At 73.0% G+C, this 13,912-nt stretch carries 9 protein-coding genes; 8 read left to right on the top strand and 1 reads right to left on the bottom strand.

Translation table 11 applies throughout. The features are described 5' to 3' along the window. The first annotated feature begins 197 nt into the window (after positions 1–197). Positions 198–1,367 carry a serine hydrolase domain-containing protein gene (locus tag BDZ31_RS12080; RefSeq protein ID WP_183342339.1) on the top strand — a complete coding sequence of 390 codons (1,170 nt, stop codon included), beginning with the start codon at positions 198–200 and terminating at the stop codon, positions 1,365–1,367. 127 nt (positions 1,368–1,494) lie between these two features. Here the strand turns inward: BDZ31_RS12080 and BDZ31_RS12075 are convergent, their stop codons facing one another. Further along, the gene (locus BDZ31_RS12075; protein ID WP_183342337.1) at positions 1,495–2,190 is read right to left on the bottom strand and encodes a ComEA family DNA-binding protein; all 696 of its coding nucleotides are present in this window, start codon (positions 2,188–2,190) and stop codon (positions 1,495–1,497) included. 168 nt (positions 2,191–2,358) lie between these two features. On the opposite strand from BDZ31_RS12075, the gene BDZ31_RS12070 reads away from it, so the two are divergent. The 7 genes from BDZ31_RS12070 (at position 2,359) to BDZ31_RS12040 (ending at position 13,911) form a co-directional block, all read left to right on the top strand. Then, positions 2,359–3,099, top strand: a complete 741-nt coding sequence (locus tag BDZ31_RS12070) for an FCD domain-containing protein (protein ID WP_183342336.1) — start codon at positions 2,359–2,361, stop codon at positions 3,097–3,099. 213 nt (positions 3,100–3,312) lie between these two features. Further along, positions 3,313–4,617, top strand: a complete 1,305-nt coding sequence (locus BDZ31_RS12065; RefSeq protein WP_183342334.1) for an extracellular solute-binding protein — start codon at positions 3,313–3,315, stop codon at positions 4,615–4,617. A 12-nt stretch (positions 4,618–4,629) separates the two neighbouring features. Beyond that, a complete protein-coding gene (locus tag BDZ31_RS12060; RefSeq protein WP_183342332.1) occupies positions 4,630–5,598 on the top strand; it encodes a carbohydrate ABC transporter permease in 969 nt (322 codons plus the stop codon). After that, positions 5,598–6,515: a carbohydrate ABC transporter permease gene (locus BDZ31_RS12055; RefSeq protein ID WP_183342330.1), complete on the top strand. Its 918-nt coding sequence runs from the start codon at positions 5,598–5,600 to the stop codon at positions 6,513–6,515. The genes BDZ31_RS12060 and BDZ31_RS12055 overlap by 1 nt, the downstream gene beginning before the upstream one ends. After that, complete coding sequence (locus BDZ31_RS12050) at positions 6,512–9,907, top strand: hypothetical protein (protein ID WP_183342328.1); 3,396 nt, start codon at positions 6,512–6,514, stop codon at positions 9,905–9,907. The genes BDZ31_RS12055 and BDZ31_RS12050 overlap by 4 nt, the downstream gene beginning before the upstream one ends. Then, the gene (locus BDZ31_RS12045) at positions 9,904–11,172 is read left to right on the top strand and encodes an enolase C-terminal domain-like protein (protein WP_183342326.1); all 1,269 of its coding nucleotides are present in this window, start codon (positions 9,904–9,906) and stop codon (positions 11,170–11,172) included. Before BDZ31_RS12050 ends, BDZ31_RS12045 begins: the two co-directional genes overlap by 4 nt. Continuing rightward, a complete protein-coding gene (locus BDZ31_RS12040) occupies positions 11,173–13,911 on the top strand; it encodes a glycoside hydrolase family 38 N-terminal domain-containing protein (RefSeq protein WP_183342324.1) in 2,739 nt (912 codons plus the stop codon). Position 13,912: the final 1 nt, after the last annotated feature.

Here is a 13,912-nt window from a genome sequence, read left to right as displayed (position 1 = left end):
CGGCCGCCACAGGCCGCACCGCGTGACGGGCCGCCGGTGGCGCGGCGGCCGCGGGCCGCGCCGCGTGGCGGACACGCCGGCCGGCCGGTGGCGCGGCGGCGCCACGTGGACGTCGGGCGTTGCCGCCGCCGGCGTCATGCGCGAAAGTGGTCGGTCGCGCGACCGAGGCGCGTCCGACCCGCCCCAAGGAGGCCGTCATGAGCCGTTCGCACCGCCGCAGCCGCCGGACATGCACCGCCCCGCGCGTCGCCTGCGCCGCCGCGGCGACGGTCGCGCTGGCGCTGCCGCTCGCGACCTCCGGCACCGCCTCCGGCGCGACGACGAACGCCGAGCTGCGGCGCGGGCTCGAGCGGCTGGTCTCCGCGAGCGGCGGCCCGCCCGGGGCGATCATGACGCTCCACCGCAACGGCCGCACAACGGTGCTGCGCGCCGGCCGCGCGAACGTGCGGCGGCCCGGCGCGCCGCGCGCCGGCGACCACATGCGGATCGCGAGCGTCGCGAAGGCCTACAGCGGCGCGATCGCGCTGCGGCTCGCGCAGGAGGGCCGACTCGGTCTCGACGACGCGATCGGCGAGCGGCTGCCCGGCCTGCCGGCGGCGTGGCACGCGGTGACCGTGCGGCAGCTGCTCGCCCACACGAGCGGCCTGCCCGACTACACGAGATCCGAGGGCTTCGCCGAGCAGGCGGAGAGCGACCCGCGCGGCCACGTCGCGCCGCAGACGATCGTCGACTGGGTGCGGTCGGACGGCCTCGCCTTCCCGCCCGGCACCCGCTACGCCTACTCGAACACCGACAACATCGTCGTCGGCCTGCTCGCGGAGGCGGTGACCGGCAGACCGTACGGCCGGCTGCTCGACGAGCTCGTGCTGCGCCCCGGCAGACTGCGCCAGACGAGCTTCCCCGCGACCGTCACGCTGCCGTCGCCCTTCATCCACGGCTACTTCGTCGGCGCCGGGCCCAGACCGGTCGACGTCAGCACCATCCTGAGCCCGAGCGGCGCCTGGGCCTCCGGCGCGATCGTCTCGACCCCGCGCGAGCTGGCCCGCTTCATCCGCCTCGACCTCGGCCGCGCCTTCTTCGGCGCCGCCCAGCAGCGCGAGCAGCTGAGATTCGTCCGCGGCGCCTCCAGCCCGCCCGGCCCGGGCGCCAACGCCGCCGGCCTGGCGATCTTCCGCTACACGACCCGCTGCGGCGTCGTCTACGGCCACACCGGCAACTTCCCCGGCTACACCCAGTGGGCCGCCGCCACCGCCGACGGCCGCCGCTCCGTCACCACCTCGCTCAACATCCCGGCGCCCGACGGCCCGCTGCTCAGGCGGCTGCGCGCGCTGCAGACGGCCGCGGTCTGCGCGCTGCTGGGCCGCTGACGCCCGACGCCGCGGGGCGCCTTGCGGCCGGCCGCTCAGGCGATCGACGAAGCCGATCCGCGCCGCGTCGCCGCCATACGGGGCGCGCGCGGCCGGCGGGCAGCGGCCCGCGACCCGCGCCGGCGGCTCACGGGTCGATCGCGATCGCGGCGCGCTCGAGGCGGTCGACGACGTCGGGGTCGAGCTCGAGCAGGAAGCCGAGGTCGGCGACGGAGCTGAAGCGGCCGACGTGCTCGCGCGTCGCGACGATGCGGCGCGCCAGCTCGTCGTCGATGCCGGGCAGCGTCGTCAGCAGCTCGTGCGGCGCGTGGTTGACGTCGACGAGGTGGCCGTGGTCGGAGCCGGGCAGGTCGGGCCGGCCGACGCCGCGCTCGAGCGCGGCGAGCGGGTCCTCGCGGGCGAGCTTGCGCGCCCGCTCGCGCAGCTGCTCGCGCTCGGCGTAGACGCGCTCGCGGGCGCGGCGTCTCAGCAGGCTGCGGCGCTGCTCGGACTCCGCGTGCGACTCCAGCGCCTCGACCTCCGCGAGCATCAGCCGCCGGCGGCGGTAGGAGGCCTGGATCGAGGCGGTCGCGGCGACCGCGCCGACCCAGCCGATGATGATCAGCATGCCCGACAGCGAGTTGTCCTCGTCGTCGGGGGTGATCGAGGCGCCGATCAGGCCGGCGAGCGTCACCGCGCAGAGCGCGAGCCCGAGCGCGACCCACGGCCAGCGCCGCGCGCGCACGCCGGCCGCGATCGGCACCCAGGCGCCGAGCCCGAACGGCAGCAGGCAGAGCCACAGCCACAGATGTCGTTCCTTCGCGGGGCGATCTCCGTTCGCCATCGGCCGATCATATGAAGCGGTGTCACATCTGGTGCTCCCGCGCGCTCGAGCCCGATGAGGTGCGAGTTTCGGTCGCTCAGCGACCACAGATCGCACGTCATCGGCAAACGAGGGACGGGACCGAGCCCGCGCTTGACATGTCAGTTCACCAAGTGATTAGATGACCTTGTGAGTGAGGCAACGCCAAGAGCCGGCCGCGCCCCCGCGCGGGCGGTGCAGCCGCGGCCGAGCGGCTCGGACCTGCTGACCGAGCAGGTCGTCGAGCTGATCGACCGCGATCGACTGCAGCCGGGCGACCGGCTGCCGACGGTGCAGGCGCTCGCAGACCGCTTCGCGGTCGCGGCGCCGACGATGCGCGAGGTGCTCCGCCGCCTGCAGGCGATCGGAGTCGTCGAGATGCGCCACGGCTCGGGCGTCTACGTCCGTGACGGCGGTCGCCGCGTCGTGCTGCCGAACCCCTATCCGGGGCGCCTCAAGCACGAGACGATCCTCGACCTGCTGGACGCCCGCATCCTGATCGAGCCCCACCTGGCCCACCTCGCAGCACGGGCCGGCGCGGAGGAGGTCGAGGAGCTGGCGGGTCTGCTCGCGAGAGCGGGCGAGCTGGTCGAGGTCGGCGAGGACGCGGAGCTGAGCGCCACCAACCTCGACTTCCACCGCGGCGTCGCGCGCTGCGGCGGGAACGTGGTGCTGGCGCAGGTGATCGACTCGCTGCTCGACCTCTACGTGGCCGAGCAGATGGAGGTGATGCGGCTGTTCGCCGACCGCCTCCACGACCACGAGGAGCACGTCGCGATCCTGGAGGCGATCCAGGCGGGGGACGGCTCGCTCGCGGCCGAGCGGATGCAGCACCACCTCGCAGGTGTCAGGTCGGTCGTCGCCGAGCGCGTCGACGCCGACGAGTCGTAGAGCAGGTCCCAAATCGCGCACGACCGCGGGGTCGCCGCGGAGAGCCGGGCAAGCCGGTCAGCAGAGCCAACAGGAGAGAGGGCGACGACGTCCCATCGTGCATCCGCCGCCGCGGCGGGTGACGGTCGTGCGTGCGCGGATGGACGGTGCCTCGCTCCCTGAGTTGTCACTCAAAAAGGAGTGACAGCCACACATAAGTGAGGAGAGTGAACGGTGACGAGTGAGATCTCGCGCAAGAAGTTCCTGCAGGTCGGCGGCGGAGCGATCGCCGCCGGCTCGCTGGCGAGCTTCCTGGCCGCCTGCGGCGGTGGATCGAGCAGCTCCGACGGCGGCGGCATGCTCAGATTCAGCAACGACAAGATCAACTGGGAGGAGTGGTTCGTCGAGACCGGCAGACTGGCCCGCGAGGCCGGCGCGGTCGGCTGGAGACCGACCCAGTACTCCGACACGACCACCTACCAGGCGGCGATCAAGACCACCGGCAACACGCCGAAGGTCCCCGACATGTTCTCGTGGTGGTCGGGCTGGCTGATGAAGGAGCTGGTCGACACCTCGATGCTCGCCGACGTCTCCTCGATCTGGGAGAGAGAGGGCAGCGCCTACAGCGACGGCCTCAAGGACGCCTTCACCTTCGACGGCAAGCAGTACGGCGTGCCGCTCAACGTCGCCTACTGGCCGACCTTCTACAACAAGAGAGTCTTCAGAGAGCAGGGGCTCGAGGTTCCCACGACGTGGGACGACTTCATCGCCGTCTGCGAGAGACTCAAGGGCGCGGGCATCACGCCGCTGGGCGCGACGATCGAGGGGCGCTTCCCGTCGTTCGTCTACTTCCAGGAGTTCATCGTCCGCACCTCTCCGCAGCTCTATAGAGACCTGATGGAGGGGAGAGCGAAGTACACCGACCCCGAGATCGTCGACGTCCTGAGACTGTGGGGCGACCTGATCAGAAGAGGGTATTTCAGCGACCCCGCCTCGGTCTCGATCGGCACCGGCGCCAACAACTTCCCGCAGTACTTCAAGCCGGGCAGAATCGCGATGGTGACGTTCGGCGGCTGGCTGGAGCCGACGTTGATGGAGGCCGGCATGAGACCGGGCGAGGACTTCGGCGCCTTCGTCATGCCCAACATCGAGGCTGACGCCGGCAACAACCTGATCTACGAGACCGGCCCGCTGTGCGTCGCCCAGAACGGCCAGCGCCGCGACGACGCGCTGGAGGCGGCCGGCTGGTGGGCCTCCAGAGAGGGCCAGAGCGCGTGGATCGACGCTTCCGGCTTCGCCTCCGCCCGCGCCGACGTCCCGTCGGCCAACCCGGTCGACCAGGAGATAGACAGAACGATCGCCGACGGCAGATTCCAGCTGCTGAACCGCTACTGGGAGGCGACGCCGCACGAGATCGTCGAGGTCGGCGTCGACCAGCTGGCGAAGTTCATGCTCGAGCCCGGCGACCCGAAGCCGATCCTCGACGCGATCCAGAAGCAGGCCGACACCTCCTGGGCCGCGGTCGAAGCCGGCTCCTGACGGAGCGCTGCGATGGCCTCTCCGCTCGCCCGTCCCGCTCCGGCAGGCGCACCGTCGACCGCGACCGCGCGGGAGGCCGGCCTCGTGCCGCCTCCCGCCGGGGCGCGGCGGCGCGCGCTGCGCCGCTGGACGCCGTACCTCTACCTGCTGCCGATGGTGCTGCTGGTCGGGGTCTTCCTGATCTACCCGGCCGTCAAGACCGTCTGGGTCGCCTTCACCGACGCGACCGGCACGAGCGCCGGCAGCTTCGTCGGCCTCGACAACTTCACGCGGCTGGTCGAGGACCCGGCCTTCCGCACCTCGGTCCGCAACACGATCTACTGGGTGATCGGGGCGCTCGTGCTGCAGGTCGGGCTCGGCCTGCTGCTCGCGCTGATCCTGAGCAACATGCGCGCGGGGGACTGGCTCAAGCGGCTGTTCTACCTGCCGGCGACGCTGTCGGGCGCCGCCGTCGGCGTGATCTGGTTCTACGTCTTCAACCCCGACCAGGGGCTGCTGACGAGCTTCATGGGGACGATCGGCCTGGAGTCGCTGACGACCCGCTGGCTCGCCGACCCGCCGGTCAACACCTTCGCGATGATCTTCGCCGCCACCTGGCAGGGGCTGGGCCCGGCGATGATCCTCTTCCTCGTCGGCCTGCAGAACCTGCCGCGCGAGCCGATCGAGGCCGCGCGCGTCGACGGCGCCCGCGGGCTGCGGCTGTTCTGGCACGTGACGCTGCCGCTGCTGCGGCCGATGAGCGCGGTCGTCGTCGCGATCACGCTGATCAACAACTTCAAGGTCTTCGACCTCATCTGGGTGATGACGCAGGGCGGTCCCTACCGCTCCTCCGAGACGCTCGCGGTCTCGATGTACCGCGAGTCGTTCGTGACCTTCTCGGTCGGCTACGGCGCCTCGATCGCCGTCGTGCTGACGCTGATCGTCACGATCCTCAGCGTCTTCTACCTGCGCTCGATGTTCCGCAAGGTGGAGGTGTACTGATGGAGGCCGCCTCCGTCCCGACCCCGCGGCGCGCGCCGGGCTCGGCCGGCGCGCCCGCGCCGCGCCGCTCGCGCAGCGCCGGAGCGATCGCCTTCTCGGCGACGAAGGTCGGCGTGCTCGTGATGGCCGTCGCCTGGATCGTGCCGCTGGCGCTGCTGGCGGTGACGCCGATGAAGTCGTTCGAGGAGTACTCGTCGACCTCGCAGTGGGCGCTGCCGAGCGACCCGCTCCAGCTCTTCGACAACATGAAGCAGGCGTGGGACAGCGCCGGCCTCGGCTCGGCCTTCTTCGCCTCGCTCTCCTACGGGCTGGTCGGCGCGCTCGTCGCGATCCTCTGCGGCGCGCTCGGCGCCTACGCGATCACGCGGCTGCCGCTGAAGGGGCGCTTCTTCTGGTTCCTGCTCGTCTTCAGCGGGACGCTCTTCCCGTTCCAGATGTACCTGATCCCGCTGTTCCAGCTGTACACGGACACGAACCTGTACGACACCTGGATCGGGATGGCGATGTTCTACTCGGCGATCGCCGTGCCGTTCTGCCTGTTCGTGATGCGCGGCTTCTTCTCGACGATCCCGCCGGAGATCGAGGACGCCGCCAAGCTCGACGGCGCCTCCAGCTGGGGGATCCTCTGGCGGGTGCTGATGCCGCTCGCGCGCGGCCCGATCGCGGTGCTGATCCTGTTCCAGTTCACCTGGATCTGGAACGACTTCATGTTCGGCCTGGTCCTGAGCACCTCCGACGGCGTGCGGCCGATCATGCCGGCGCTCGTCGGCCTGCAGGGCGCATCGTCGACCGCCGGCCCGCCGGTCGTGCTGGCCGGCGCGCTGATCGGCTCGCTGCCGACGATCGCGCTGTTCCTGCTGCTCGGCCGCTACCTGCTGAGCGGGCTGACGCTGACCGCGACGGGGAAGGACGAATGAGCGATCCCAGACGGATGACCGCCGCGGAGACCAGCCATGAGCGGCTGCCGCGGGAGGACCTCCTGCGCGGGGTCGACGCGACGCGCCTCGAGCTGCGCGGCGCGCGCGTCGCCGTCGGCGGCCTGCCGCTGCTGCGCGAGCGCGACGGGCGGCTGGAGCAGGCGGTGCGCGTCGCCGCCTGGGCCGAGCCCGAGCACGGCGCGATCGTCGCGACCCTGCGCGACGGCGAGACGGTCGTCGACCGGGTGGAGGTTGTCGACGGCGCGCGTGCGCTGCTGTTCGCGCCCGAGCCGGATGCGCCGCGGACGTACCAGCTGGAGCTGACCAGTCGCGGCGGCCTGCACGAGCGGGTCGAGCTGACGATCGCGCCGCAGCGGCGGTGGGAGATCTCGCTGATCCACCAGTCGCACCTCGACATCGGCTACACCGACCCGCAGCCGCTGGTCCTCCAGCACCAGCTCGACTACCTCGACCTCGCGCTCGACCACGTCGAGGCGACCGACGGCTGGGACGAGCCGGCCCGCTTCCGCTGGAACGTCGAGGCGAACCTGCCGCTGGAGCGGTGGCTGGCGAGCCGGCCGCGGCGCGACCGCGATGCGCTGCTGCGGCGAGTCGCCCAGCGGCGGATCGAGGTCTGTGCGCTGCCGTTCACGATGCACACGGAGGCCTGCTCGCTCGACGAGCTGGCCCGCGTCGTCGCGTCGGTCCAGCGGCTGCGCGACCGCCACGGCATCGAGATCGTCACGGCGATGCAGACCGACGTGCCGGGCGCAACCGTCGGGCTGCTGGAGCTGCTCGCCAGCGCCGAGGTCCGCTACCTGTCGGTCGCCCACAACTACGCCGGCCGCTCGGTCCCGCACCTGCACGGAGGCCAGGAGCTGGCGCGGCCGTTCTGGTGGAAGGCGCCGAGCGGCAAGCGGCTGCTCGTCTGGCATGCCGACTCGCCGCACGGGATCGCCTACATGGAGGGCAACCTGCTCGGCCTCGCCGACGGCTACGAGACGGCGCTGTCGCTGCTGCCCGAGTACCTGCTCGCGCTCGCGACGCGCGGCTACCCGTACGACCCGGCGCTCGGCACGTGGATCACCGGCATCGCGCCCGGCACCGAGCTGACGCGCGCGCCGCAGTCGCACGAGCTGCTGCACCTGCGCGTGCAGTCGGCCTTCGCCGACAACGCCTCGCCCGGCCTCGCGCCCGCGACGGTCGCGCGCGAGTGGAACGAGACGTGGGCGTGGCCGAGGCTGCGCTCGGCCGTCAACCGCGACTTCTTCGAGGTCGCCGAGGAGCGGCTGGGCGACGCGATCCCGACCTTCGAGGGCGACTGGACCGACTGGTGGGCCGACGGCATCGGCTCCGCCGCCCGCGAGCTCGGCCGCGGCCGGCGCGCGCAGGCCGGCGCGCGGACCGCGCAGACCCTGCACGCATGGGCCGACCTGCTCGACGCGGGGGAGAGAGACCCCGGCCCCGATCCCGCCCTCGCCGGCTGGCGCGGCGAGCTGTCGGCCGCCTACGAGGAGATGGCGCTGTTCGACGAGCACACGTGGGGCGCGTCGAACCCGTGGAACGACGCGCTCGAGCACGTCGACGCCGGCGCGCTGCAGTGGCAGTGGAAGGCGTCGAGAGCGCACGGGGCCGACGAGCGCGTCGGGGCGCTGCTCGCCGGGGCCCGCGCCCGGCTCGCCGCGCGCGTCGGGACGCCGCGGGGCGCGCATGCCGGGATCCTCGTCGTCAATCCGAGCGGCGCCGAGCGCACCGACGTCGTCGAGCTGCTGCTGCTCGAGAGCCGCGTGCCCGTCACGCGCGACCTCGCGGTGGTCGACGTCGCCAGCGGCGAGCGGGTCCCGTGCGAGCTGGAGCCCCAGCGCCATCCCGACTTCCGTCCGCGCGGCCAGCGGCTGCGCTTCCTCGCCCGCGACGTCCCGGCCCACGGCTTCGCGCGCTACGCGGTCGTGCCCGACGGCGCCGGCGTGCCGAAGGCCGCCGACGGCGACCCGGCCGCGCTCGACAACGGCCGCGTCCGCGCGGCGCTGAACGTCGTCGAGGGGACGCTCGACTCGCTCCGCTTCGACAGCGCGGGCGAGCTGGTCGACGGCGGCAGCGCCTTCGGCTTCAACCAGTGGGTCCACGACCGCTACGGCACCGCTGACCGCCTCAACCACCTCTCGAGCAGAGTCGTCGAAGGGCGCCCGTGGATGCTCGGCTCGCGCGAGGTCGCGCGCGACGGCGTGCTGCTCGCGCGTACCTCGAGCGCGCTGCAGGAGCGCGCGACGATCCGTCTGCGGGCGCCCGGCGCGGCATCGCTGGAGGTGACCTACCGGCTGCTCCACGGCGGCGACCGGCTCGACATCCTCAACGTCGTCGACAAGACGCCGCTGCACGCGAAGGAGAGCGTCTTCTTCGCCTTCCCGTTCGCCGCCGCCGCGCCCCGCTTCAGCTGGGACGTGACCGGCGGCGTGCAGGCGGAGGACGGCCCGTTCGTCCCCGGCTCGGCCCGTCACATGCGCGCGATCCGCGAGTGGGTCGGGATCGAGGACGCGGGGCGGGACGGCGCCGCCGGCGCGGCCAGCGGGCGCGGCGCGGCCAGCGGGCGCGGCGCAGCCGGCGGGCGCGGCGCGGCCAGCGGGCGCGGCGCGGCCAGCGGGCGCGGCGCGGCCAGCGGGCGCGGCGCGGCCAGCGGGCGCGGCGCAGCCGGCGGGACTCGCCCACGCGCGATCGCGTGGGCGACGCGCGAGGCGCCGCTCGTCCAGCTCGGGACGATCCACCTGCCCTACGCGCCGTTCCCGCCGACCGTCGCCCCGCGCGACGCCGGCCAGGCGGCCCTCTTCTCGTGGGCGATGAACAACGGCTGGGACACGAACTTCCCGGCCGCGCAGGGCGGCGAGGCGACCTTCGCCTACGCGGTCGCCGCCGCGGCCGGCCGGGGAAGCGCCGGCGCGACCGGCGGCCCCGCGGCCGGCGGGCCGGGCGCGGTCGGCGGAGCGCATGACGCCAGCGCCGCCCCCGACCTCCGCGCCCTCGGCGCCGCGACCGCCGCCGGGCTGTCGCGGCCGCTCGTCGGCGTGCTCGGCTCGCCGCGGGCGCAGGACGCCCTGCCGGCGCGCGGACGCCTCGCCGCGATCGACCACCCGCACGTCGAGCTGGTCGCGATCGGGCCAGACCCGCTCGGCGGCGACCGGCTCGTCGCCCACCTGCACTCGCACGCGACCGCGCCCGTCGAGGCGACGGTCGCCTTCCCCGACCTGCCCGCCGCGGCGGTCGGGATCGGCGACTTCCTCGGCCGCGATCGCCCGCTCGACGCCGCCGCCCGCGCCGGCGACGGCGCGCGTGTCGCGATCGCGCCTGGGGAGCTGCTGACCGTCACGTTGGATCTCGATGCTGGAAGGACCGCATGAAAAGCCTGGAAATCGCAGACCTGCGGGCGACGACGGTGACGATGCCGCTCGAAGCCCCGCTGCGGCACAGCAACGGCGCGCACTGGGGGCGGTTCGTCCGCACGATCGTCGAGGTCGAGACGAGCGACGGCCTGATCGGGCTCGGCGAGCTCGGCGGCGGCGGCGAGAGCGCGAGGCTCGCCGTCGAGGGGCTGAGAGCGCAGCTCGTCGGCCACCGCGCCTACGACCTCAGCGCGCTCTGGTTCAAGCTCTGCAACCCGACCGCCTCGCTCTACAACAACCGCGTCCAGATCCACGCGGCGATCGAGTTCGCCTGCCTCGACATCGTCGGCCAGGCGCTTGGCGTCCCGGTCCACGACCTGCTCGGCGGCCGGCTGCGCGACGACGTGCCGTTCGCCAGCTACCTCTTCTTCCGCTACGCGAACGAGCAGACCGGTGCCGGCGAGGTGCGCACGCCCGAGCAGCTCGTCGCCCACGCCCGCGAGCTCAAGCAGCAGCACGGCTTCACCGTCCACAAGCTGAAGGGCGGCGTCTTCCACCCCGACTACGAGCTGGAGTGCTACCAGGCGCTGGCGGAGGCCTTCCCCGACGACGACCTGCGCTTCGATCCCAACGGCGCGCTCGACGTCAAGCAGGCGATCCGCTTCGGCCAGGCGATCGAGCCGCTGCGCAACGACTACTACGAGGACCCGACCTGGGGCGTCAGCGGGCTGGAGGAGGTGCGCGCCGCCGTCGACATGCGGATCGCGACCAACACCGTCGTCACGTCGATGGAGCAGCTCGCCTCCAACGTCCTGCACCGGGCGGTCGACGTCGTCCTGCTCGACACGACCTTCTGGGGCGGGATCCGCCAGACGCTGCGCGCCGCGACCGTCTGCGAGACCTTCCAGCTCGGCGTCGGCGTCCACTCCTCCGGCGAGCTGGGCGTGCAGCTGGCGACGATGCTCCACCTCGGCACGCTGCTGCCCGGCGGCGCCTACGCCGCCGACGCCCACTACCACCACCTCGCCGACGACGTCATCGTCGGCGGCAAGATGACCTACCGCGACGGAGCGATCCCGGTGCCGGACGGACCCGGCCTCGGCGTCAGACTCGACCGCGACAAGCTCGCCGAGTACGCGGAGCTGTACGAGCGGCTCGGCAACTATCCCTACGACCGCGATCCCGGCCGGCCGGGCTGGTTCGCGCTGGTCCCGAACGAGCGCTGGGCCGACCCGAGCGCCGATGGGGCCGTCTCCGTCCAGGCACGAGGAGGAGCCCGCTAGATGCCCGAGATCACGACGCTCTACGTCGCCAACCACACCCACACCGACATCGGCTTCACCGACCATCAGGACGTCTGCTTCCGCCAGCTCGGCGAGTACGTGACGCAGGCGCTCGACGTGATCGAGGCGACCCAGTCGTATCCCAAGGAGGCCCGCTTCCGCTGGACGCTGGAGGTGACCGGCCCGGTCGAGCGCTGGCTGAAGCAGGCCGACCCGGCCGACGTCGAGCGGCTGAAGAAGTGGAACGCCGCCGGCGCGATGGACGTCGCGGCGATGCAGTACAACCTCACGCCGCTGCTGGGAGTCGAGCAGATGATCCGCTCGCTGCTGCCGGTGCGGCGGCTGCGCGACGGCCTCGGCCTCGAGATCCGCAGCGCGATGCAGGACGACGTCAACGGCATCTCGTGGCTGTTCGCCGACCTGCTCCCGGCCGTCGGCGTCGAGACGCTGACGCTGGCGATCAACCAGATGCGCGGCCGAGCGCCCAAGCCGCTGCCGGGCGCCTTCTGGTGGGAGGGGCCGGCCGGCGGCAGGGTGCTCGCCTGGAACGGCCTCCACTACCTGTTCGGCCGCTCGGTCGTCAAGCTGGTCGACGAGCGCTACGTCCAGCGCGACCTCGGCGCACTGCTGAAGCGGGTGGAGGCCGACCCCGACTACCCGTTCGACTTCCTCTACATCGAGTCGACCCATCCGATGCGGGTCGACAACGGCCCGCCGGAGCAGCGCATGTCCGACTTCGTGCGCGACTGGAACGCGGCCGGCCGCACGCCGCGGATCGAGCTGACGACGCCGAGCGCCTTCGGCCGCCTCGTGCGCGAGCGCCACGGCGACCAGCTGCCGACGTGGCGCGGCGACTGGAGCGACTGGTGGTCGGACGGCGCCGCCTCCAGCGCCTACGAGACCGGCCTCAACCGCACCACCCACGAGCTGCTGCTGGCCGCCGAGTCGATCGCCTCCTGGCTCGCCTCCGACGGCGCCGCCGTTGCCGGCGTCGACCCGGCGCGGATCGACGCGCTCTACGAGCAGATGTCGCTCTACGACGAGCACACCTGGGGCGCCTTCGCCTCCGTCGCGCGGCCCGACTCGCTGTTCACCAAGGCGCAGTGGAACAAGAAGTCCGGCTACGCCTACGGCGCCGCGATGGAGACCCACGACGTGCTCGCCCGCGCCGCCTCGACGCTCGCCGCCCGCGAGGCGCGGCCGGGCGCCGAGTCGCGCTTCAATCTCGGCGACCTCGACTACGACGAGGCCTTCCCGGACAGCGGCGCGCGCGAGTGGCTGGTGATCAACACGCTGCCCGAGCCGCGCACCGTGCTCGTCGAGGAGCCCGAGGTGCGCGCCGGCGGCGCGCCGCGCGGCATGCTCGACATGTTCTTCCCGCGCGACGTGCCGTGGGGCGGCGCCAGATCGCTGGAGACGGTGCGCGTCGCGCGCGCCGAGCTGCCCGCCAACGGCTGGGCGTGGGTCGCCTTCGAGGAGGCGGCCGTCGACCGGGCCAAGGATCTGAAGGCGGACGGCGCGACGATCGAGAACGAGCACTACCTCGTCGAGGTCGACCCGGCGACCGGCGGCCTGCTGCGCTGGGTCGACAAGGCGCTGCAGCACGACTTCGCCGGCGAGCAGAACGGCCACCGCGCCGGTCAGTACGTCTACGAGCGGACCGAGGGCGACCGCACGGCGCTGTTCGACGACAACTTCTCCGACTGGGACTTCGGCGTCTGGCCGCGGGACGTGCCGCTGCGCTACGCGACCCCGTCGAAGGTGACGGTCGGAACGCCGCGGATCGGCGGCGGGCGCGTCGCGATCGACGTGACGATCGAGGCCGAAGGCGTCCACGGCGCGACCTGCACCTACGCGCTGACGAGCGGCGAGAAGGCGCTGCACGTCGACTGGGCGCTCGACAAGCAGCCGGTCCACGATCCCGAGTCGGTCTACGTGGCCTTCCCGTTCGCGCTGGGACAGAGCGGTTCCGGCGGGAACGCGGCCGCTGCGGGCGGGACGGTCGCGGACGGCGTGGAACAGATCCGTTCCAGCGGCAACAGCGGTGTCGCAGATGGAACGCTCCAGTTCCGCGTCGACCTCAACGGCGTCGCGTGCACCCCGAACGTCGACCAGCTCAACGGTTCCGTCCGCGACTGGTACCCGCTGCGCCGCTGGGTCGACGTCTCCGACGGCGAGCGCGGCGTCACCGTCGTGCCGCTCGACGCGCCGCTGGCGCAGCTCGGCGGCATCACGACCGGCAAGGCGGCCTACGAGCTGGAGCCGGAGGGCCCGGCGATCTACTCGTGGGCGCTCAACAACCACTGGAGCGTCAACTTCCGCGCCTTCCAGGAGGGCGAGATCCCGCTCCGCTACCGGCTCACCACCCACGCCGGCGGCTGCGACGACGCGGCCGCGACCCGCTTCGCCGCCGCCGTCGCGACGCCGCCGCTGGTGCTGCGCGACTGGATCCGCCGCGACGGCGCGCCCGCGTCGGGGCAGTTCCTCGCGGTCGACGACGACGGCGTCGAGGTCGCGAGCAAGCTGGCCGAGGACGGCGACGGCATCGTCGTGCGTCTCCACGACCAGCGCGGCGCGGCCCGCGACGTGACCGTCCGCTTCACGGCAGCCGTGCCGAGATCGGTCCACCCGACGTCCGTGCTGGAGGAGGACGCCGCCACGCCGCTCGAGCTGCGCGACGGCGCCGTCACCGTCCCGCTCGGCGCCCGCGCGATCCAGTCGCTGCGGGTCCGCTTCTAGA

It is taken from the genome of Conexibacter arvalis, from assembly GCF_014199525.1.
Taxonomy (GTDB): Bacteria; Actinomycetota; Thermoleophilia; order Solirubrobacterales; family Solirubrobacteraceae; genus Conexibacter; species Conexibacter arvalis.
The sequence above is the reverse complement of the archived record's forward strand: the minus strand, read 5'-3'. Positions and strand labels throughout refer to the sequence as shown.